Origin of the sequence: Pantoea sp. B65, from assembly GCF_047308185.1 — a bacterium.
GTDB lineage: Bacteria > Pseudomonadota > Gammaproteobacteria > Enterobacterales > Enterobacteriaceae > Erwinia.
Genome location: NZ_JAHXPU010000009.1, coordinates 1 through 21,780, shown reverse-complemented (window position 1 = coordinate 21,780; position 21,780 = coordinate 1). Strand labels below are relative to the sequence as shown.

Genomic DNA, 21,780 nt, shown 5'->3' with positions numbered 1-21,780 from the left:
GGGACTGCTTGCTGCACTGTTGCGCAGCCTGACACAAAATCATCACCGTTTTTATACCCATTGGGCTACAGTGATTTTTTAGCCAAGGTCACCAAAGCGCACCTGCAAGGCAGTGATGGCCGTCAGAGCGGTGGTTTCGGTGCGCAGTACGCGCGGCCCCAACAGAATATCGGTAAAGCCATGTTGCGCGGTCATGGCGATCTCTTCCGCCGTTAAACCGCCTTCCGGGCCAATCAGTAAACGTATGCGCTCAACAGGCTGTGGCAGGGTATTGATGCTGTGCTGTGCACGCGGGTGCAGATTGAGTTTTAAACCGCTGTCGCTTTCCGCACACCAGCTCTCCAGCGTCATGGCATCGCGCACTTCCGGCACGCTATTGCGCCCGCACTGCTCACAGGCGGCAATGGCGATTTTTTGCCACTGCTGAATCTTTTTCGCCAGCCGATCTGCATCCAGCTTTACGCCACAGCGTTCAGAAAACAAGGGGGTAATCACATTTACCCCCAGTTCAATCGATTTCTGGATGGTAAATTCCATCTTCTCCCCACGTGACATCACCTGGCCTAAGTGCAGATGAAGCGGCGATTCGCGGCTGTCGGCGCGGCTTGAGACGATTTTAACTTTGACGTTTTTTTTATCCGCCTGAATAATCTCGGCGGCAAAAGTCAGATTACTGCCATCAAATAATTCCAGCGCCTGGCCACTGTTCATGCGCAGTACGCGGCCAATATGGTTAGCGGCATCTTCGCACAGGGCAATTTCACTGCCGACCTGTAAGCTGTCGGGATGGTAAATGCGGGGTATACGCATGCGGATCCTGATAATAGCGCCGTACGCCACAAGCGTACGGCAGACAGATGAAAGGCTTAGTTTAGGGTAGGGGTTTTACCGCTGGCAAGCTTGCTGTACATAGGGGTTGTGGTTGCCCTGTACCCGGGCGATGCGTTTATCGCGTTCACACTCCCACACCGTCACCGGATATTGCTTATCCCAGGCGGTCATCAGCTGGGTTTGCTGTGGCGACAGGCGTAGCTGGTATTGATCGCGCATATAGAAATAAGTGCGGGCAATAGCGCCGCGCGCCCGCGCTGGCGGCTCGGCCAGTTTTTGTTTAAAGTCGATTTTCATCTCACAGCGGCCATACTGCGGTTCGCCGCCATTCCACTGACTATACATAAAGTTACCGCGGTCACCGTTCACCTCGCCAATCGCTGGCTGCAGGTTATGCAGATCGGTTTCTATGCGGCGATAAACCGGGTCCTGACTGCAACTTTTGCGTCCACCATCCTGCCAGCACTGGCGCTGATGACCAAACTGCCAGGCGGGAACCACATGTTCCCACTCGATACGTCCGGCGCGGTTGGCGTTTTTGCGTACCTGATAACCGCAGGAGGCGAGGTCCGGCACGCCTTTTTTGCCGTGCCAGGTTATTTTGCAGCCGCAGTAGAAGGTGCCGGGGGCATCGGCGTTAATTTCGGCAGCATAAGCTTTCGCCTGCTGGAAATTATTCTGGTGATAGTTATCCGGGTCCACGCTTTGCGCGGTAAAGGATGCCAGCAGCAGTAAAACTGCCAGGGGAGTGATAATTTTGCGCGACATAATCCATTTTTTCTATTCCGAAAACAGCGCGCAGGTTACCAGATAGCGCAGTGTCTGCGCATTAACGCTAAGGGTAATCAGGGGTCTGGCGTTTAATTTTTAACCGCTATTTGGCAATTTTAAGAATTGGGGAAGTCGCCCGGCTGTAAAATATCGCCGCAGTGCAGACAGCGATATTCACTTTCTCCGCGCACTACGCGATTGTGACGCCGTACCGATAGCTGATGCTGCTGGCAGCGACAGCGATAAGGGAAAGCACGACTACGCACTGATGCCACCGCAAACTGATGGGTACGGCGTGCGGCAACTCCCAGCACTGTCTCCATCATCCATTTCCACTCTTTGCCATGCGGGGCGACGCGGCCAAAGTATTTCCACACCAGCAGATGCGCCAGTTCATGGGGAACCACTTCGTCGATAAATGCCTGCTGATTTTCCATCAGCAGCACCGGATTAAGGCGGATTTCCCAGCTTTGCAGCCACGCGGTGCCGGCAGCGGTGCCGCGCTGCTGATAAACCAGTTTCGGTTCCGGATATTCGCGCTCAAGGCGCAGGTTGGCCTGTTGCAGTTTGCTGCGCAACGCGCGCATTACGGACTGCTGTAAAGCGATAGGGAGTCGGGGCGATTTCATAACAGAAAGAATAATTGCGGCGGGGAAAGGATGCAACTGTGAGAAATGCCGCCCGGTTACGGGCGGCCATATTAATGATTAAGCGCGGGAACCGATGGCACGCAATTTTTTACCTGATAACAGGTTGCGTTCGATATGCTCCAGCGAAATACCTTTGGTTTCAGGGATCAGCCATAAGGTCAGTACGATAAAGAAGATATTCAGACCGGCATATACCCAGAAGGTGTTGGCATTGCCCAGCGTATTCAGCATGGTCAGGAAGGTTGCCCCGACAATCATGTTGGCAATCCAGTTAGTCGCGGTAGAGACGGTGATACCAAAATCACGTCCTTTCAGCGGCTGGATCTCAGAGCAAAGCACCCAAATCAGCGGGCCGGCACTCATGGCAAAACCGATGATAAACATTAACAGCATGGCGATGGCGAAATACTGCGCGCCGGTGCTGTGAATACCAATATGCAGCATGGTGCCGAGGATACCCATACCGACCGCCATCACCAGGAAGCCCAGCGTCAGCGTAGGTTTACGTCCCCAGCGGTCTACCAGGCCGATAGCGATAAAGGTCGCCAGCACGTTGATCAGACCAACAATTACCGTGCCCCACATCTGCTGGGTGGTATTGGTAAAACCGGCAATCTCAAAGATTTTTGGCGCGTAATACATGATTACGTTCATACCGGTGAACTGTTGCATTACCTGTAGCAGTACGCCAAGGAATACCGCGCGCCGGAAGTTGCTGTTGTCTTTAAACAGGCTCCAGCCGGACTGCTTCACTTTCAGGCTTTCACGAATTTCATCCAGCTCACGTTTGGCTTGTTCGCTGGTGTCGCGCAGGCGATCGAGCACCCGTTGCGCATCACGGAAGTTGCCTTTCGCCGCCAGCCAGCGTGGGCTATTTGGCAGGAAGAATACGCCAACCAGCAGCAGCAGGGCCGGAATGGTGATAACACCCAGCATCCAGCGCCAGTTACCGGTGTAGCTAAAGGCGGTATCGGAGAGGTAGGCGCCGAGAATACCGATGGTAATCATCAGCTGATACAACGAGATCATACTGCCGCGAATCTTCTCCGGTGCGATTTCCGAGAGATACAGCGGCGCGGTGTAAGAGGCCACGCCTACCGCCAGACCCAGCAGGACGCGAGCCACAATCAGCATTTCCGCGTTAGGGGCAAATGCTGAACACAGGGAGCCGATAACAAACAGAATGGCGCCCGCCATCAGGCTTTTTTTACGGCCGAGGCTGGAGGACATCCAGCCGCTGACTACCGCACCCACGGCAGCGCCAAACATCATAGAGCTGACGATCCACTCCTGTTGATGGTTAGTCACGGCAAAATCTTTTGCGATAAACGGCAGGGCTCCGGCAATAACGCCGATATCGAGACCAAACAGCAGTCCTGCCAGTGCTGCCAGAAAGCAGACAAATAAGGTCATCGCCTTATTTGAAGTTCTGCTTTTATGTGTATTGCCAGGCATAGTGCCTCCACGTATTAACTATGTTGTTTTTATCAATGTTAGAGAAGCTGTCGCCAGTGAAAAGTGAGGTCGATCACACTAGTGTAATCGGTTACACACGCCGGAACCCTGTAAACCAGCATTTTTCACCCGTTACAGCTTAAATAACCAGTAAGTTATAGCACAGTATAAGTTTCTGACATTATTCCAGTTATTGGCTATCAGACGACGCTGAAAATAGCGCATTTTTTACCTGGTGAATACGCAGTAAAAATCCTAAATTGCAGATAAATAAAGCGTTTCAAAATGTAATCGTTATCACATGAAGCGTTTCAGATGACAAAAAATCGTGACGGGAAGCTGGCGGCGGCATTGATGTCCGCTGATGTTTGTGGGGAGCTGGGGTGTCAAACAGAGGACGCTGTTAAAACAGAGGGAGCCATTAAAACAGAGGGAGCCATTAAGCAGAGGGAGTCATTAAAACAGAGGGAGCCATTAAAACAGAGGGAGCCATTAATGGCCCCCCTACAATTACAATTACAATTACAGATTGGGTGTGGCGGTAAATTACAGACCGGCGGCTTCGCGCAGCTGGGCTGCTTTGTCGGTTTTTTCCCACGGGAAGTGCTCACGGCCAAAGTGACCATAAGCCGCAGTCTGACGGTAGATCGGATGCAGCAGATCCAGCATCTGAATCAGACCGTAAGGACGCAGATCAAAGAATTCACGCACCAGCAGCGTCAGCTGTTCGGTAGAGATTTTCTCGGTACCGAAGGTTTCCACCATAATTGAGGTCGGTTCAGCCACGCCGATAGCGTAAGAAACCTGGATCTCACAGCGGTCAGCCAGACCAGCGGCAACGATATTTTTTGCCACATAGCGTGCGGCGTAAGCCGCGGAGCGGTCAACCTTAGACGGATCTTTACCGGAGAATGCACCGCCGCCGTGACGAGCCATGCCGCCGTAGGTATCCACGATGATTTTACGACCGGTCAGGCCACAGTCACCCATTGGTCCGCCGATCACAAAACGGCCGGTCGGGTTGATAAAGAATTTGGTGCTGGCAGTCAGCCATTCGGCAGGCAGAACCGGTTTGATGATCTCTTCCATCACCGCTTCCTGCAGATCTTTCAGACCAATACTTTCCGCATGCTGGGTCGACAGTACGACCGCATCAATACCCACAATTTTGTTATTGTCGTACTGGAAGGTAACCTGGCTTTTCGCGTCAGGGCGTAACCATGGCAGGGTGCCGTTTTTGCGCACTTCAGCCTGACGCTGCACCAGACGGTGAGCATAGGTAATCGGCGCTGGCATCAGCACTTCGGTCTCATTGGTGGCGTAACCGAACATCAGACCCTGGTCACCGGCGCCTTGCTCCAGCGGATCGGCACGATCAACACCCTGGTTGATATCAGGAGACTGTTTACCAATGGCATTTAACACCGCACAAGAGTTGGCATCAAAGCCCATATCGGAATGTACATAGCCGATTTCACGCACCGTGTTACGGGTGATTTCTTCGATATCAACCCAGGCGGTGGTGGTAATTTCGCCGCCAACCAGAACCATACCGGTTTTTACATAGGTTTCGCAGGCAACGCGCGCTTTCGGATCCTGTTCCAGGATAGCATCCAGCACAGCATCGGAAATTTGGTCAGCGATTTTGTCAGGATGTCCTTCTGATACAGACTCGGACGTAAAAAGGTGTTTAGCCATTTTATTCTTTACCTTACTGAAACGGGTTAAAAAACAACTGCATAGCGAAGAGAAAGGTTAGCCTGACTCCACGCCCCCTCAGGCAAAGCCGTGAGCAGTTCATTTGGTGGAGGCACACATGTCAGACTCAGACTGGCATGATCACAGTGGCATAGCAGTCCAGAAGTTAGCCAGTATAGACGGATTAACATCTGGACGGCTATTTTAGGTTACTCGATAAACGAAATGCCAGTCATTTTTGCCATTGCCTGTTTTTGTTATCGGCACCGCTGGCAATTTTTCCAGACAGCAGTCGCGATCAGCACATTTTGATTTTGCTTTTTTCCGCTTTCAGCTGTATAAAACGCCGCTGCCTGTTTGGCAGAGAAAAGGACGTTGCGTCGCCACGATGTAATCTCCGCCAGATAGCCAGATAACCAAATGGTTTCTGGTTTTCATCCTCTGACCCGTTTTATCCACGTGCTACCAGGCATGTGTGGAGGTGATACGAGTAATGAACCACGTTTTCGTTCTGCACGGTTCGCTACGCCACACTGGCGAGCTTCAATCCTTTTCTGTTTCTCCGTCCATTCTGCTCTCTCGCCGAAGTTATATTCGTTTCGGTAATCTTCACGACACCTGCGCCGGTTAACCTTTTTGCTACAGTACTGTAAGGGATCCTCAGCTTGCTGAAGGGTGACTGCTGCTTTTTCTGACCCGTTTAACGGAGTTCGGCGACGTGTTTCATACTGAAAATTTACTTAAGCCGGCATATGCGCCAGTTCAGTCATTTATGCCAGGTTTATCGACATACTGTGGGTTGTTCTGGCAGGATCGACCTGCGATAGTAGTTAACTGTTTCGCATCATTACTAAAAATTGAGGTTCGCGATGTCTGACGACATGAAGAATATTAAGGGTTCGTCAGCAGGCGAACAGGGTGTACTCCGTTCTATGCAGGAGGTGGCCATGAGCGATCAGGATGCCAGCAAAATGCTGCGCACCTACAATATTGCCTGGTGGGGCAATAACTACTATGACGTCAATGAACTGGGTCATATCAGCGTTTGCCCGGATCCTGATGTGCCGGAAGCGCGGGTTGACCTGGCGAAGCTGGTAAAAGAGCGCGAAGCGGATGGTCAGCGTTTACCCGCTCTGTTCTGCTTCCCGCAGATCCTGCAGCACCGTTTGCGCTCAATTAACGCGGCATTTAAACGCGCGCGCGAATCTTACGGTTATAAAGGGGATTACTTCCTCGTTTATCCAATCAAAGTTAACCAGCATAAGCGGGTAATCGAATCGCTGATCAACTCCGGCGAGCCGCTGGGCCTGGAAGCCGGCTCCAAAGCCGAGCTGATGGCGGTGCTGGCGCACGCCGGGATGACGCGTTCAGTTATCGTCTGTAACGGCTATAAAGATCGCGAATATATCCGTCTGGCCCTGATTGGCGAAAAGCTGGGACACAAAGTGTACCTGGTGCTGGAAAAAATGACCGAAGTGAAGCTGGTGCTGGAAGAAGCGGAGCGCCTGAATGTGGTGCCGCGTCTCGGCATCCGTGCGCGTCTGGCTTCGCAGGGCTCCGGTAAATGGCAGTCGAGCGGCGGTGAGAAATCGAAGTTTGGCCTGTCGGCCACCCAGGTGCTGAAGCTGGTGGAAATTATGCGTGGTGCTGGCCGCATCGACAGCCTGCAACTGCTGCATTTCCACCTCGGTTCGCAGATGTCCAATATCCGCGATATCGCCACCGGCGTGCGTGAGTCGGCCCGTTTCTATGTGGAACTGGCCAAACTGGGCGTCAATATCCAGTGTTTCGACGTCGGCGGCGGCCTTGGCGTCGACTATGAAGGTACGCGTTCGCAGTCCGACTGCTCGGTAAACTATGGTCTGAACGAATACGCCAACAATGTGATTTGGGCGATTGGCGATGCCTGTGAAGAGTATAATCTGCCGCACCCGACGGTGATCACCGAGTCGGGCCGTGCGGTGACGGCGCACCACACGGTACTGGTGTCCAATATTATTGGCGTTGAGCGTAACGAATTCAGCATTCCCCAGGCGCCAAACGCCGATTCACCGCGTCCGATCGTCAGTATGTGGGATACCTGGCAGGAGATGCATGAGCCGAATAACCGCCGCTCATTGCGCGAATGGCTGCACGACAGCCAGATGGATCTGTTTGATATCCATAGCGGCTACTCGCAGGGCACTTACGATCTGGTACAGCGCTCCTGGGCGGAACAGCTCTATCTCAGTATTTGCCACTATATTCAGCTGCATCTCGACCCAAGCAACCGCGCGCATCGGCCGATTATTGATGAGCTGCAGGAGCGGATGGCGGATAAGATTTACGTCAACTTCTCGCTGTTCCAGTCAATGCCGGATGCATGGGGGATCGATCAGCTGTTCCCGGTTCTGCCGCTGGAAGGGCTGAATAAATCACCTGAACGTCGTGCGGTGCTACTGGATATTACCTGCGATTCTGACGGGACGATCGACCACTATATTGACGGCGATGGCATCGCGACCACCATGCCAATGCCGGAGTATGATGTGGAGAATCCACCGATGCTCGGCTTCTTTATGGTCGGCGCCTATCAGGAGATCCTCGGCAATATGCATAACCTGTTCGGTGATACCGAAGCGGTGGATGTGTTTGCCTTTGCTGACGGCAGCGTCGAAGTGCAGCTTTCCGATGAAGGCGATACCGTCGCCGACATGCTGCAGTACGTGCAGCTGGATCCGCAAGAGCTGCTGCGCCATTTCCATAACCAGGTAAAAGAGACCGATCTGGATGAAGAGCTGCGCGCGCAGTTCCTCGAAGAGTTTGAAAGCGGTCTGTACGGTTATACTTATCTGGAAGACGAGTAACCTTTACGCCGACATCAATAATGTCTGCCGTATAACCTAATCCCTTCCTCGTCGGGTTAACGACGCGGAGGGGATTTTTTTTCATCTGTAGCCCGTGATGGCTAGAAGAGGACAGTATGATTAATAACACCCTGGGCCATGAGTATGATAACTCACTGGTTTCTAACGCCTTCGGTTTTATGCGTTTCCCGGTTAACTTCCAGCCTTACGACGCTGATGCCGAGTGGGTGATTACCGGCATCCCTTTCGATGCCGCCACTTCAGGCCGTCCGGGCAGCCGTCTGGGGCCGAACGCCATTCGCCAGATCTCGACCAACCTCGCATGGGAAGGCTGTCGCTATCCGTGGAATTTCGATCTGCGTAAGCGCCTGAAAGTGATCGACTGTGGCGATCTGGTATACGCTTTTGGTGATTCGCAGGATCTGACGGATAAGCTGCAGGCCCATGCCGAAAAACTGCTGGCTAACGGTAAGCGCATGATGACCTTTGGCGGCGATCACTACATCACGCTGCCTCTGCTGCGCGCTCATGCCAAATACTTTGGCAAAATGGCGCTGGTGCATTTCGATGCGCATACCGATACCTATTCTAATGGTGCGAAGTTCGATCACGGTACCATGTTCCATCATGCGCCTGCCGAAGGGCTGATCGATCCGCAGCACTCGGTACAGATCGGTATTCGTACCGAGTTTGATAAAGATCTGGGCTATCACGTGCTGGATGCCGGACAGGTTAACGATCGCAGCGTTGACGATATTCTGGCGCAGGTGCGGCAGATTGTTGGCGATATGCCGGTTTACCTGACCTTTGATATCGACTGTCTTGACCCGGCCCATGCGCCTGGCACCGGCACCCCGGTGATTGGCGGCCTGACCTCGGATAAAGCGCTGAAGCTGGTGCGTGGATTACAGGGGCTGAATATTGTCGGCATGGATCTGGTGGAAGTGGCGCCTGGCTACGACCAGTCAGACCTGACGGCACTGGCGGCGGCGACCCTGGCGCTGGAAATGCTGCATGTGCAGGCAGTAAACAAAGGCGAATAAGCCTCGAACGGCCTGCGAAACGAACATCATTTCGCAGGCCGGGTGATTCTTTAATGATGGTATCGCGGGGTCGCAGCGGACCATTCGAGATTTCCCCGCATCCAGTGTTCCATACCCGCAATATAGCGCTGTATGAATTTCCGATCGGCGGCTGAAAGCTTAAGCTGATGCAAAAACGCGGGGAGCTTTGTCCGGGCGCGCAGAAAACACTTTACCCGCGAGGTAATCAGATGATTCACCAGTATCATCGCAGCGGTGATATCGCACCCCGTTTGATGCGCAAAAATAACCACATAACTATTGTTCGCCGGGTGCGCAATCTCTTTGGCATAAGACCAGATATCGTTGGTCATGCCGATCACATCACAGGTGGCATCGGTCATGATCTGGTATAGCTCGCTGTCACAGAACGCCGGCGGCAGTTCTCTATGGTAAGCATATTCGTTGATGCTCAGAGTGGTTTTTGCTGCTCCGCTATTGCGGCGTATTTCTGCAAAGGTCAGCAGGTCGGGAATATACCCTTCCGCGGTGATGGTAATCTCTTGCTGCAACGAAATCAGGTACTGCTCAATCGTCAGCAGAAAGCGTTGTTGAGCATGCTGCCCCATGCCGGCAGAAAGTTTTTGCCACAGCATCTGCCATGCTGTTTCAAGGGGGCGACAGGCAGTGGCTCCGCCGTCAGATTTAATCACCTGCCGCAAATGGGTGAGCATCGCCAGCGCATTATCGGCGCCTGACGGGTCGCAGGGTTCATCCAGCTGGTCGTCCAGAATAAAAAGCCAGTTGATCCAGTTAATAATTTGTTCTAATTCGGCCGCGCCTACATCAGGGTAGGTTCTGGCTGCCAGATCGCCGAAGGTTATAAATTGCTGTAATTGTTCGGTTTCATTGGCCGCATCTACCAGCGCGGTGAATCTCAGCCACGCCAGCGCATGGCGGGTGGCAATCTGCTGGTGCGGATTTCTCCGTGCAGTAAAGGGAATGTAGAATTCAGCTACATCAACCGTATGCATGATTAGTTCCTCAGCCAGCCGATTGCCATGCGCGCAGCAACCGCTGGCGCAAATAGCGCTGACGGGGGATCGACCATATTCATCACACGCACGAAGCGTCGGTAGATATCAGGGGATTTTGTCGCCATGATCAGAACCTGATCCAGATAATGCTGCGCCAGTCGGTCATACCATGTACTTTCACCGCCTTCAGTGGTGGGATACAACAGATCCGCCCCTGTCGCCATGGTCCATGGCCACGCGCACAGCGCTGCAAGCTGCTGGCGAAAGGCGGCGGTGAGGTCGGCAAGTGCGGCCTGCGAATCTAACACCCTGTCCAGCAGCTCAGCAGACAGCAGCGCTACCGTCATCCCCTGGCCATATATTGGGTTAAATCCACAGACAGCATCCCCCATCACCATCAAACCCGCGGGCCATTTCGCCTGGCGTTCATAGTGGATCCAGCGGTTTTCTGTCCGGCGGAAATGGTAGATCGGTGAAACCGGCTCAGCCGCTGTCAGCGCCTGATACAGCTCCGCCGAACGCAGACTGCGGGCAAAGTTAACAAAACCGGCCTCATCCTTCGGCGGATAATCACCGCCGCCGCCCATCAGCACCACCATCCACTGATTATGCTCAATGGCAAATATCCCCCCGGCGCGAAAACAGTCGGGCGGATGGGCGCTGACGATCAGCGCTTTCCATGGCGGCGAACTGGCGCCAGCCGGAAGGCGACAGAGGCGCGATGAATAACCGAGGAAGGCGTTAACGGTGCGCGTTTCCGCCAGGCCATATCCCAGCTGGTCGAGCCATTTGGCGCTCCGGGAGCCGCGTCCGCTGGCATCAATCACCAAATCTGCCGCCAGCCGTTGTCTGGCGGCGATAGCAGTGGAGCTGGCCATCATCTCAACGCCGCAGATCTGCCCCGTTTGCGCATCAACCTGCAGGCCAACTACTTTGTGCTGGCTGATTAATTCCACGCGGCTGTCCGCGACGACGCGACGTCGCAGCACGAATTCCAGCAGATCGCGGCTGGTGGAGCAGGTGATTAAACCCTCGCCGCCCGCGGCCATCCAGCCGGCAGGCCCGAACCAGCGCACATCGGCGTACCAGTCCAGTGGCATGGCGCCAAGATCAAACAGTTCCGCTGTTAGCTGCGGGAAAAAGTGGTCGAGCACTTGCCGCCCGCGCACCATTAACAGATGCACATGACGCGCCTGTGGCACGCCTTTTCGCGCTTGCGGCGTCGCGGGCAGTTGATCCTGTTCAATCACATATACGCGGGGAAAGTGGTTGCACAGCACACGGGCGGCCATCAGACCGGCGACGCCAGCGCCGATAACAATAGCGCTGCTCCGCTGATGTTTCGTCGGCGATGGACCATCAGTCGTGACATGCAAATAGTCAGGTTGAAAGGGGTGAATTTGCATAGCCCTGTTCTCCAGGCGGAGTCATGGCATTGGGTTGAGCGATATTGGCTAAAAAATAGTCGTTCTGTCGGCAAAGTAAAGCGGTAACAGGCGCACTTTTATTTAAAAAGATGCGCCTTTGACTGAATGTAAAAATGCTGGCCGGGTAGCGGTTACTTGCCCGCCGCAATCCGATCTTTAATATGTTGCGCGCGCGCTTCAGAAGAAGGGTGCGAGTCAAACATCGTGCTCTGATGACTGCCTTCCAGCTTCGCCAGTTTCTCAAAACTGGTGGCTAAGCCATTGGGATTAATGCCGCGTTTCTTCAGCAAATCAAACGAATAGTCATCTGCCTGCGACTCCTGGGTCTGAGAGAACTGTGCATTAACCAGCTTTTCGCCAAGATCGCCCAGCTGTGATTGCGACAGCGTGGCGGCAATACCACCGGCAGATCCTGCCGCAGTACGCGCAGCGGTGGTGGCCCAGGCGACCTGCATTGCTTTACGCGTATGCCCCAGCGCGACGTGGCCCATTTCATGACCCAGCACACCTTCGACTTCATTGTCGCTCATCAGATCCATTAAACCGCTATAGACGCGGATGCAGCCGTTGGCCATCGCCCAGGCATTGACGTCTTTGGTCAGATAGACCTTATAGTTGGCGGGAGTACCATTGATATTGTCGCCCAGCGCCGCAGAAATTTTTGCCAGTCGTTTGGCATACTCGCTGCTGGCGGGTGCAATTTGTGCTTTGCTGTCCATCTCCTGACAGGATTTATTGCTCAGCTCTTTCACCTGTTCATCGCTAAGGGTGGCAGCCTGGAAAGCCTGCGCGCCGGACTGCATTAAAGAATTGGTATCCAGATTCTGGCAACCAGAAAGTAAAGTGGCAATGCTCAATGCCAGCACAGAAGTTCGAATTTTCATTCCATTTATCCCATAAAGGTAACATTCAACGTAACAAGGCAATAAAAACAAACACCTGAAAAAATCTCAGCGTAGCAGATTTTCGCAGAATCATTTTTTTATAGCTGTTTAGCTGGTAAATGCATAGCCGATCAGGTCGCAAAGCGCGAATTGTGCCGGTTTTTTTGCAATATACGCCATGTACATTTCCCCTGTTTTTCATGTACATTGATTGTCGTCTTTCCTTTGGCTTTGCCTGATAACTGATTAATTACAATAAGTTAGGGACGGCGAAGCGAATCACCCCCGAACTGGAGTAGAAAATGCCTTCTCGTAAAGAGCTTGCCAACGCCATTCGCGCACTCAGTATGGATGCAGTGCAAAAAGCCAAATCTGGCCACCCGGGTGCCCCAATGGGCATGGCAGATATCGCCGAAGTATTGTGGCGCGACTATCTGAACCATAACCCAACCAACCCGCAGTGGGCCGATCGTGACCGTTTTATCCTCTCTAACGGCCATGGCTCAATGCTGATTTACAGCCTGTTGCACCTCACTGGCTACGATCTGCCGATGAAAGAGCTGGAAAACTTCCGCCAGTTGCATTCCAAAACCCCAGGCCACCCTGAGTTCGGTTACACCGTCGGTGTGGAAACCACCACTGGCCCACTCGGCCAGGGTATCGCTAATGCGGTCGGTTTCGCCATTGCTGAGCGCACGTTAGCGGCACAGTTCAACCGCGAAGGCCACGATATCGTTGACCATAACACCTATGTGTTTATGGGCGACGGCTGCATGATGGAAGGTATCTCCCACGAAGTTTGTTCACTGGCGGGTACGCTGAAACTGGGCAAACTGGTCGCCTTCTATGACGACAACGGTATCTCCATCGACGGCCATATTGACGGCTGGTTTACTGACGATACCGCAAAACGTTTCGAAGCCTACGGCTGGCACGTGGTGCGCGGCGTTGACGGCCATGACGCTGCGGCGATCAAAGCGGCGATCGAAGAAGCGAAAACCGTTAGTGACAAACCATCACTGCTGATGTGCAAAACCGTCATCGGTTTTGGTTCACCAAACAAAGCTGGCACCCACGATTCACACGGCGCGCCGCTGGGTGACGCGGAAATCGCCCTGACCCGTAAGCAACTGGGCTGGGAACATGCGCCGTTTGTCATTCCACAAGAGATCTATGCTCAGTGGGACGCGAAAGAAGCGGGTCAGGCGAAAGAAGCCGCATGGAACGAGAAATTCGCCGCCTACGCCAAAGCCTGGCCGGAACTGGCTGCTGAATTTAAGCGTCGTAGCGTGAATGCGCTGCCAGCCAACTGGCAGGAAGAGTCACAGAAATATATTGAGCAGCTGCAGGCTAATCCGGCGAAAATCGCCAGCCGTAAAGCTTCGCAGAACGCCATCGAAGCCTTTGGTAAGCTGCTGCCGGAATACCTTGGCGGCTCCGCTGACCTTGCGCCAAGCAACCTGACCATGTGGTCTGGTTCGAAAGCCATCAACGAAGATCTGGCCGGTAACTATATCCATTACGGTGTGCGTGAGTTCGGTATGACCGCCATCGCTAACGGTATCTCGCTGCACGGTGGTTTCCTGCCGTACACCGCGACCTTCCTGATGTTTGTTGAATATGCACGTAATGCTGCACGCATGGCGGCACTGATGAAGATTCGTCAGGTCATGGTCTATACCCACGACTCTATTGGTCTGGGTGAAGATGGCCCAACGCACCAGCCGGTTGAGCAGATGGCCAGCCTGCGCGTAACGCCAAATATGAGCCTGTGGCGTCCGTGTGACCAGGTTGAGTCTGCGGTAGCCTGGAAATATGCTATCGAGCGTCAGGATGGCCCGACAGCACTGATCTTCTCCCGTCAGAACCTGGCGCAGCAGGATCGTACTACTGAGCAACTGGCAAATGTGACGCGCGGCGCCTACGTACTGAAGGATTGTGCCGGTCAGCCGGAAGTGATCCTGATTGCTACCGGTTCCGAAGTTGAGCTGGCGGTGGGTGCTTATGATCAGCTGACTGCCGAAGGTCGCAAGGTGCGCGTGGTTTCCATGCCGTCTACCGACGCCTTTGACAAGCAGGATGCGGCCTACCGTGAATCTGTACTGCCAAAAGCGGTTAGCGCCCGCGTTGCTATCGAAGCGGGTATTGCTGACTACTGGTACAAATACACCGGCCTGAATGGCGCGGTGATCGGTATGACCACTTTCGGCGAGTCGGCACCGGCTGAAAAACTGTTCGATCTGTTTGGCTTTACCGTGGCCAATGTGGTTGCAAAAGCAAAAGAACTGCTGTAACCGCCAGCAGCCATTACTGGCTCTCCGGCGGCACTGAGGTAAAGGCGGCATTTATGCCGCCTTTTTCCTGAATTATTCCTGCAGTAATAACTCTTTTTTGTTCATATTTGTGATGTAGATCTAATATTTTGCAGCATAATTGATCACAATCATTCCCGCTATTCCTGACTTCCTTTATTCTGGCTGAAGCGTTTCAGTTGGCAGTTATGCCAACCTCAGTAAGCTAATTTGCGCGGTAAAATTCCCTGTACAAATTGAAACGGCTGGGACAGGCTATCGGCTGGATAAACAGGTGAATTGTAACGCAGGAGTGATATGACCGTTCGCGTAGCTATTAACGGCTTTGGACGCATCGGGCGCAACGTGTTACGTGCTTTGTACGAAACCGGGCGTCGGGCTGAAATTACAGTGGTTGCCATCAATGAACTGGCCGATGCCACGGGCATGGCGCATCTGCTGAAATATGATACCAGCCACGGGCGTTTTGCCTGGGATGTGCGTCAGGAGCGCGACCAGCTGTCGGTCGGCGACGATAACATTCGTATTCTGCATCTGGCGCAAATTGCTGAGCTACCGTGGCGCGAACTGAATGTTGATGTGGTGCTCGACTGTACCGGCGTTTACGGCAGTCGCGCTGATGGCGAGGCGCATCTGCAGGCCGGGGCAAAAAAGGTGTTGTTTTCCCATCCTGGCGGTAACGATCTGGACGCCACCGTGGTTTTTGGTGTCAATGAGCAAGCGCTGCGCAGCAGCGACCGCATTGTGTCGAATGCCTCCTGCACCACCAACTGCATTATTCCGATTATTAAGCTGCTGGATGACGCCTTTAATATTGAATCCGGCACCGTAACCACGATTCACTCCGCGATGCACGATCAGCAGGTGATCGACGCCTATCATCCCGATTTGCGCCGCACCCGTGCCGCCAGTCAGTCGATCATTCCGGTTGATACGCGCCTTGCGGCGGGGATTACCCGTATTTTTCCGAAATTTAACGACCGCTTTGAAGCTATTGCCGTACGCGTGCCAACGATTAACGTTACGGCCATCGATTTAAGCGTCAGTGTACGCAATGCTGTCAATGCCAGTGAGGTCAACGCCTTACTGCAAAATGCATCAGAAGGGGCATTTAGTGGTATAGTTGACTATACGGAACTACCGTTAGTCTCTATTGATTTTAACCACGATCCGCACAGTGCTATTGTCGACGGCACGCAGACGCGGGTTAGTGGTCAGCACCTGATTAAGACCTTGGTCTGGTGCGACAACGAATGGGGCTTTGCTAACCGTATGATCGACACCACGTTAGCAATGGCCGCAAGCGGTTTCACCCAGGACGCAGTCAGCGTCCGGCAAAACTTATGAGAATCAACCGAGAGGGTTCACCATGTCTGTAATTAAGATGACCGATCTGGATCTTGCTGGTAAACGTGTTCTGATCCGTGCGGATTTAAACGTGCCAGTTAAAGAAGGGAAAGTGACGTCTGATGCACGTATTCGTGCTTCTCTGCCGACCATCGAACAAGCACTGAAACAGGGTGCAAAAGTGATGGTAACCTCTCACCTGGGTCGCCCGACCGAAGGTGAATACAACGAAGAGTTCTCTCTGCTGCCGGTTGTTAACTACCTGAAAGACAAACTGGGTGCCGATAACGTTACCCTGGCGAAAGATTACCTCGACGGTGTTGAACTGACCGCAGGCAAACTGGTCGTGCTGGAAAACGTTCGCTTTAACAAAGGCGAGAAGAAAGACGACGAAGCGCTGTCGAAGAAATACGCCGCACTGTGCGACGTGTTTGTGATGGATGCTTTCGGTACCGCACACCGCGCCCAGGCATCAACCCACGGCGTAGGCAAATTTGCGCCAATCGCTTGTGCCGGTCCGTTGCTGGCTGCTGAGCTGGACGCCCTGGGTAAAGCGCTGAAAGCGCCTGCGCGCCCAATGGTTGCCGTGGTTGGCGGTTCTAAAGTTTCCACTAAATTCGACGTGCTGAACTCACTGGTAAAAATCGCTGACACGGTGATCGTTGGTGGTGGTATTGCCAACACTTTCGTGGCTATCGACAACAATGTCGGTAAATCTCTGTACGAACCTGACTTCGTGGCAGCGGCGAAAGGCCTGCGTGATGAGTTTGGTATTCCGGTGCCTACTGACTCTCGCGTCGGCACGGAATTCTCTGAAACTGCACCAGCAACCGTGAAAAAAGTTTCTGAAGTTCAGGATAATGAAGAGATTATGGACTTCGGCGACGAAACCGCAGAAGCCATGGCAAAACTGCTGAAAGAAGCCAAAACCATTCTGTGGAATGGCCCGGTAGGCGTGTTTGAGTTCCCTAACTTCCGTCGCGGCACTGAAATCATCGCTAATGCTATCGCTGACAGCGAAGCATTTTCTATCGCTGGCGGTGGTGACACCCTGGCAGCAATTGACCTGTTCGGCATTGAAGATAAAATCTCCTACATCTCTACCGGCGGCGGCGCATTCCTCGAGTTCGTGGAAGGCAAAGTGCTGCCAGCGGTAGCCATGCTGGAAGCGCGTGCTAAGCAGTAATTTTTGCGGCAGGGGTTTTGCCCCCTGCCAGTACGTTTTGCCTGCGATACCCGTTATGCTTCAGGCTGCGGTGCGCTGGCCGCGCCCCGCCTGATTCAGGCTATAATGGGCGAAACTGAACCAACTTTTTTTATACTGCCAACGAAACAGGACAAATAGCATGTCTAAAATTTTTGATTTCGTAAAACCAGGCGTTGTCACCGGTGATGACGTACAGAAGGTTTTCCAGATTGCGAAAGAAAACAAATTCGCACTGCCAGCAGTTAACTGCGTCGGCACTGACTCAATCAATGCCGTTCTGGAAACTGCTGCCAAAGTTAAAGCACCGGTTATCGTCCAGTTCTCTAATGGCGGTGCTGCATTTATCGCTGGTAAAGGCCTGAAATCCGATGTGCCACAGGCTGCGGCAATTCAGGGCGCAATCTCTGGCGCACACCACGTGCATCAGATGGCAGAACAGTATGGCGTGCCGGTAATTCTGCACACCGACCACTGTGCGAAGAAACTGCTGCCATGGATCGACGGTCTGCTGGACGCCGGTGAAAAACACTTCGCCGCTACCGGTAAACCACTGTTCTCTTCTCATATGATTGACCTGTCAGAAGAGTCTCTGGAAGAAAACATCGAGATCTGCAGCAAGTATCTGGCGCGCATGTCAAAAATCAACATGACCCTGGAAATCGAACTGGGCTGTACCGGTGGTGAAGAAGATGGCGTGGACAACAGCCATATGGACGCATCTGCACTGTACACTCAGCCGAAGGACGTTGATTACGCCTACGAAAAACTGAATGCTATCAGCCCACGTTTCACCATCGCTGCCTCTTTCGGTAACGTACACGGCGTGTACAAACCAGGCAACGTTAAGCTGACCCCGACCATTCTGAAAGATTCTCAGGAATACGTCAGCAAGAAACATGGCCTGCCGCACAACTCGCTGGATTTCGTTTTCCACGGTGGTTCCGGTTCTTCTGCTCAGGAAATCAAAGATTCAATCAGCTACGGTGTAGTGAAAATGAACATTGATACCGATACCCAATGGGCGACCTGGGACGGCATCCTGCAGTACTACAAAAAGAACGAAGGCTATCTGCAGGGCCAGCTGGGTAACCCGGAAGGCGCAGACAAACCAAACAAGAAATACTACGATCCACGCGTATGGCTGCGTGCTTCTCAGTCTTCCATGTGTGTACGTCTGGAACAGGCATTTAAAGAACTGAACGCAATCGACGTTCTGTAATTGCCGACTGATTAAAAAAGGCCCTGCGGGGCCTTTTTTTATGGGCAAATGGCGGAAAAATGTAAGGAAATTCTGCGGTTGTTTGGCAGACTCAGCTTTTTTGCTTACCCTTGGTAAGTTAACTGGGTTGTCGGAGTACTCTGGCAATGTTTTGTTATTTCCCGTTGGGGATTCACTACAGGGCTGATAAATGGAAGATTTAAACGTGATTGATGGCATTAACAATGCAGGTGGCTGGCTGGTGCGCAACCAGGCGTTGCTGCTCAGTTATGCGGTAAATATTGTCGCCGCCATCGCGATCATCATTATCGGGATGATCGTGGCGCGTATTGTCTCTAATGGCGTCAATAAAGTGCTGCTGGCGCGTGGCATTGATGCGACCGTCGCCGACTTCCTTGCGGCGCTGGTGCGCTATGGCGTGATTGCCTTTACCCTGATTGCCGCGCTGGGGCGCGTTGGCGTGCAGACCGCATCGGTAATTGCCGTGATGGGCGCCGCCGGTCTGGCGGTAGGCCTGGCGTTGCAGGGGTCGTTGTCGAATCTGGCGGCTGGCGTGCTGCTGGTAACGTTCCGCCCTTTCCGTACCGGTGAGTTTGTCGACCTGGGCGGCGTTATGGGCACGGTACTGAATGTGCAAATCTTCTCCACCACCCTGCGCTCGGCTGACGGCAAAATCGTGGTGGTGCCAAACGGAAAAATTATTGCCGGCAATATTATTAACTTCTCCCGCGAGCCGGTGCGTCGTAATGAATTTATCATTGGCGTGGCTTACGATGCGGACGTTGATGAAGTGAAACAACTGCTGCGCGCAGTGGTGGAAGCCGACAGCCGGGTGCTGCAAGATCGCGGTATTCAGATCGGTCTGAATGAACTGGCCGCTTCGTCGCTGAATTTTGTTGTGCGCTGCTGGAGCAACAGTAGCGATCTGCAGGATGTGTACTGGGACCTGATGGCGAACTTTAAGAAAGCGCTGGATGGCAAAGGTATCGGCATCCCTTATCCGCAGATGGATGTCCATCTGCATCGCAGCAAAGCGCCACAGCAGCAGACGGCAGCTGAGTAAGCCATCAATTTGTGGCGGGTTCACTCCCGCCATCCGTTCACCCTGTTTTTATTAGTATTACTGATGCAATATTAATTTTTTAAATTTCCTCTAATAATTATGTCAGGTTAAACTTGCCCGGAAAATCACAATGATGAGGGCTTTTCCGGTGTTTTCAATTTATTTTCAGGGTGTTGCGTTAGGCGCAGCACTGATATTACCGCTCGGGCCACAGAATGCTTTTGTGATGAATCAGGGGGTAAGGCGTCAATATCATTTGATGACCGCCGGCCTCTGTACCCTGAGCGATATTTTACTGATTTGCGCCGGAATATTTGGCGGCAGCGCACTGCTGAATCAGTCGCCACTATTACTGAATCTGGTGACCTGGGGCGGGGTAGCTTTTTTGTTATGGTATGGCTGGGGCGCGCTGCGTAGCGCATTTAGCGGCAATGTTGCACTGGCGGCTGATAGTGCGATGCAGCACAGCCGCTGGCGGATTATCGCCACCATGATGGCGGTCACCTGGCTGAATCCCCATGTCTATCTCGACACCTTTGTGGTGCTCGGTAGTCTGGGGGGGCAGTTACCTGCCGCCGCGCGTTACTGGTTTGCTTTGGGTTCCATTAGCGCTTCGGTGATCTGGTTTTTCGGTCTGGCGCTGCTGGCGGCATGGCTCTCACCGCTACTGCGCACCCGTAAAGCTCAGCGGATCATTAATTTGCTGGTGGGAATGGTGATGTGGTTTATCGCCCTGAAACTGGCGCAGCAGGGGATTGCGGGGTTTAATTAGGGTTGAATCGCTATCGGGCATAGTGAAAACTCGGAGCATCACGCATAGTGACACTGATGGCGGCGGGATATGCTGATGGTAATACTAAAGACGTCTCAAGGAGGACTTCAGGTGAAATTAAAAGCGCTGGCTCTGGCCGCAATAATCGGCACAGGAACATTGCCTTTGACCGGGCAGGCAGAAGAGTTACCGAATGGCCCGCATGTGGTGACCTCCGGGCAGGCAAGCGTCGATGCCACGCCGGATATCGCCACGCTGGCGATTGAAGTGAATGTTTCTGCGAAAGATGCCGCGGAAGCGAAGAAACAGGCGGACGCCCGGGTGGCGCAGTACTTCGATCTGTTACAAAAAAACGGCATTGAGAAGAAGGATATCGATGCGGCAAACCTGCGAACCCAGCCAGAATACGATTATACCAAAGAAGGAAAATCGGTACTGAAGGGCTATCGTGCGGTGCGTCAGGTGCAGGTCACGCTGCGTCAGCTGGATAAGCTGAACGATCTGCTGGACGGGGCGCTGAAGTCCGGACTGAATGAGATCCGCTCGGTTGAACTGGGCGTGGCGCACCCGGATGAATACCGTAACCAGGCGCGTAAAGCGGCAATTGATAACGCCACTAAACAGGCGGCGGATCTGGCCGCAGGCTTTAATGCCAAACTGGGTCCGGTCTACAGCATTCGTTATCATGTGGCGAACTATCAGCCGATGCCAGTGGCACGGATGTATAAAACTGCGGAAGCCGCGCCGATGACCTCTGCTGAGCAGACCTATGAGCAGCAGAGCATTCACTTTGACGACCAGGTTGATGTGGTGTTTGAGATTCAGCGTAACCCGTAATATCCGCGGGTTGCGATGGGGAAAACCATTGATACGGGCGGCATTTATGTACAACCGCCACATGGGTTACAGATCTGACCGGCCACATGGGTAACACATTTAGGTCGGGTCGATCCGGATGATACTCTGCTCAACTCTGTCGTAGTAAGCAAGTATCATCCGGTCGAACAGGATCGCGTCCAGTCCGTCATCCACCTCCAGAACCCTTACGTACTCCCCCTGTAGCGCTTCGCTCAGGAACAGCCCTCCACCGATTTTTATCGCCCCCTTCGGTGACACCAGACAGAGCGCTGAGCTTTCCGGATACTCCACATCCGGCACTTTTCCGTCCCAGATTCGTAATGAAGGGACCCATACCGATGAGGGCGGTTGCCCGCCATGCGCCTCATGTGGCCTCTCATG

Annotated in this window: 17 protein-coding genes and 1 pseudogene; 9 read left to right on the top strand and 9 right to left on the bottom strand. The window is 53.2% G+C overall.

What is annotated here, in order from left to right:
• Positions 1-78 precede the first annotated feature (78 nt).
• The 5 genes from rsmE to metK all read right to left on the bottom strand — a co-directional run bounded on the left by rsmE (position 79) and on the right by metK (position 5,405).
• Positions 79-810 carry a 16S rRNA (uracil(1498)-N(3))-methyltransferase gene (gene rsmE / locus JWF83_RS00640; protein ID WP_413647972.1) on the bottom strand — a complete coding sequence of 244 codons (732 nt, stop codon included), beginning with the start codon at positions 808-810 and terminating at the stop codon, positions 79-81.
• Positions 811-885: 75 nt separating this feature from the next.
• On the bottom strand, positions 886-1,599 hold the full coding sequence (endA, locus tag JWF83_RS00635) for a deoxyribonuclease I (RefSeq protein WP_413647971.1): 714 nt from the start codon (positions 1,597-1,599) through the stop codon (positions 886-888).
• A 119-nt stretch (positions 1,600-1,718) separates the two neighbouring features.
• The gene (locus tag JWF83_RS00630; RefSeq protein ID WP_413647970.1) at positions 1,719-2,231 is read right to left on the bottom strand and encodes a SprT family zinc-dependent metalloprotease; all 513 of its coding nucleotides are present in this window, start codon (positions 2,229-2,231) and stop codon (positions 1,719-1,721) included.
• 78 nt (positions 2,232-2,309) lie between these two features.
• Positions 2,310-3,707, bottom strand: a complete 1,398-nt coding sequence (locus tag JWF83_RS00625; protein WP_413647969.1) for a sugar porter family MFS transporter — start codon at positions 3,705-3,707, stop codon at positions 2,310-2,312.
• A 546-nt stretch (positions 3,708-4,253) separates the two neighbouring features.
• Positions 4,254-5,405, bottom strand: coding sequence for a methionine adenosyltransferase (metK, locus tag JWF83_RS00620; protein ID WP_413647968.1), 1,152 nt, complete (start codon positions 5,403-5,405; stop codon positions 4,254-4,256).
• 869 nt (positions 5,406-6,274) lie between these two features.
• Here metK and speA point away from each other — a divergent pair.
• On the top strand, positions 6,275-8,251 hold the full coding sequence (gene speA, locus JWF83_RS00615; protein ID WP_413647967.1) for a biosynthetic arginine decarboxylase: 1,977 nt from the start codon (positions 6,275-6,277) through the stop codon (positions 8,249-8,251).
• A 116-nt stretch (positions 8,252-8,367) separates the two neighbouring features.
• Positions 8,368-9,294, top strand: coding sequence for an agmatinase (gene speB / locus JWF83_RS00610; protein ID WP_413647966.1), 927 nt, complete (start codon positions 8,368-8,370; stop codon positions 9,292-9,294).
• Between the two features lie 50 nt (positions 9,295-9,344).
• Here speB and JWF83_RS00605 read toward each other — a convergent pair whose 3' ends face one another.
• The 3 genes from JWF83_RS00605 to JWF83_RS00595 all read right to left on the bottom strand — a co-directional run bounded on the left by JWF83_RS00605 (position 9,345) and on the right by JWF83_RS00595 (position 12,621).
• Positions 9,345-10,307, bottom strand: coding sequence for a terpene synthase family protein (locus JWF83_RS00605; RefSeq protein ID WP_413647965.1), 963 nt, complete (start codon positions 10,305-10,307; stop codon positions 9,345-9,347).
• Between the two features lie 2 nt (positions 10,308-10,309).
• On the bottom strand, positions 10,310-11,716 hold the full coding sequence (locus JWF83_RS00600; protein WP_413647964.1) for an FAD-dependent oxidoreductase: 1,407 nt from the start codon (positions 11,714-11,716) through the stop codon (positions 10,310-10,312).
• A 152-nt stretch (positions 11,717-11,868) separates the two neighbouring features.
• On the bottom strand, positions 11,869-12,621 hold the full coding sequence (locus JWF83_RS00595; RefSeq protein WP_413647963.1) for a M48 family metallopeptidase: 753 nt from the start codon (positions 12,619-12,621) through the stop codon (positions 11,869-11,871).
• A gap of 302 nt (positions 12,622-12,923) precedes the next feature.
• Here JWF83_RS00595 and tkt point away from each other — a divergent pair, with 302 nt between their 5' ends.
• From tkt to JWF83_RS00560, 7 genes are all read left to right on the top strand, one after another.
• The gene (tkt, locus tag JWF83_RS00590; RefSeq protein WP_413647962.1) at positions 12,924-14,915 is read left to right on the top strand and encodes a transketolase; all 1,992 of its coding nucleotides are present in this window, start codon (positions 12,924-12,926) and stop codon (positions 14,913-14,915) included.
• Between the two features lie 315 nt (positions 14,916-15,230).
• Positions 15,231-16,280 carry an erythrose-4-phosphate dehydrogenase gene (epd, locus tag JWF83_RS00585; protein ID WP_413647961.1) on the top strand — a complete coding sequence of 350 codons (1,050 nt, stop codon included), beginning with the start codon at positions 15,231-15,233 and terminating at the stop codon, positions 16,278-16,280.
• 22 nt (positions 16,281-16,302) lie between these two features.
• Positions 16,303-17,466 (top strand): phosphoglycerate kinase, encoded by a 1,164-nt coding sequence (pgk, locus tag JWF83_RS00580; RefSeq protein WP_413647960.1) that lies wholly within the window; start codon positions 16,303-16,305, stop codon positions 17,464-17,466.
• Positions 17,467-17,626: 160 nt separating this feature from the next.
• Positions 17,627-18,706 (top strand): class II fructose-bisphosphate aldolase, encoded by a 1,080-nt coding sequence (fbaA, locus tag JWF83_RS00575; protein ID WP_413647959.1) that lies wholly within the window; start codon positions 17,627-17,629, stop codon positions 18,704-18,706.
• Between the two features lie 190 nt (positions 18,707-18,896).
• Positions 18,897-19,769, top strand: coding sequence for a small-conductance mechanosensitive channel MscS (gene mscS / locus JWF83_RS00570; RefSeq protein WP_413647958.1), 873 nt, complete (start codon positions 18,897-18,899; stop codon positions 19,767-19,769).
• 148 nt (positions 19,770-19,917) lie between these two features.
• Positions 19,918-20,541, top strand: a complete 624-nt coding sequence (gene argO / locus JWF83_RS00565) for an arginine exporter ArgO (protein ID WP_413648004.1) — start codon at positions 19,918-19,920, stop codon at positions 20,539-20,541.
• A 111-nt stretch (positions 20,542-20,652) separates the two neighbouring features.
• Positions 20,653-21,378, top strand: coding sequence for an oxidative stress defense protein (locus JWF83_RS00560; RefSeq protein WP_413647957.1), 726 nt, complete (start codon positions 20,653-20,655; stop codon positions 21,376-21,378).
• A 99-nt stretch (positions 21,379-21,477) separates the two neighbouring features.
• On the opposite strand, the pseudogene JWF83_RS00555 reads toward JWF83_RS00560, so the two are convergent.
• Positions 21,478-21,780 (bottom strand): annotated as a pseudogene (locus JWF83_RS00555) (transposase); the annotation flags it as partial.

Excerpts from the sequence above, each read along its gene's own strand:
- pgk (WP_413647960.1), top strand. The coding sequence starts at position 16,303 with ATGTCTGTAATTAAGATGACCGATCTGGATCTTGCTGGTAAACGTGTT.
- JWF83_RS00605 (WP_413647965.1), bottom strand. The coding sequence starts at position 10,307 with ATGCATACGGTTGATGTAGCTGAATTCTACATTCCCTTTACTGCACGG.
- speA (WP_413647967.1), top strand. The coding sequence starts at position 6,275 with ATGTCTGACGACATGAAGAATATTAAGGGTTCGTCAGCAGGCGAACAG.
- JWF83_RS00625 (WP_413647969.1), bottom strand. The coding sequence starts at position 3,707 with ATGCCTGGCAATACACATAAAAGCAGAACTTCAAATAAGGCGATGACC.
- fbaA (WP_413647959.1), top strand. The coding sequence starts at position 17,627 with ATGTCTAAAATTTTTGATTTCGTAAAACCAGGCGTTGTCACCGGTGAT.
- JWF83_RS00595 (WP_413647963.1), bottom strand. The coding sequence starts at position 12,621 with ATGAAAATTCGAACTTCTGTGCTGGCATTGAGCATTGCCACTTTACTT.
- endA (WP_413647971.1), bottom strand. The coding sequence starts at position 1,599 with ATGTCGCGCAAAATTATCACTCCCCTGGCAGTTTTACTGCTGCTGGCA.
- JWF83_RS00600 (WP_413647964.1), bottom strand. The coding sequence starts at position 11,716 with ATGCAAATTCACCCCTTTCAACCTGACTATTTGCATGTCACGACTGAT.
- JWF83_RS00630 (WP_413647970.1), bottom strand. The coding sequence starts at position 2,231 with ATGAAATCGCCCCGACTCCCTATCGCTTTACAGCAGTCCGTAATGCGC.
- rsmE (WP_413647972.1), bottom strand. The coding sequence starts at position 810 with ATGCGTATACCCCGCATTTACCATCCCGACAGCTTACAGGTCGGCAGT.
- epd (WP_413647961.1), top strand. The coding sequence starts at position 15,231 with ATGACCGTTCGCGTAGCTATTAACGGCTTTGGACGCATCGGGCGCAAC.
- tkt (WP_413647962.1), top strand. The coding sequence starts at position 12,924 with ATGCCTTCTCGTAAAGAGCTTGCCAACGCCATTCGCGCACTCAGTATG.
- speB (WP_413647966.1), top strand. The coding sequence starts at position 8,368 with ATGATTAATAACACCCTGGGCCATGAGTATGATAACTCACTGGTTTCT.
- mscS (WP_413647958.1), top strand. The coding sequence starts at position 18,897 with ATGGAAGATTTAAACGTGATTGATGGCATTAACAATGCAGGTGGCTGG.
- metK (WP_413647968.1), bottom strand. The coding sequence starts at position 5,405 with ATGGCTAAACACCTTTTTACGTCCGAGTCTGTATCAGAAGGACATCCT.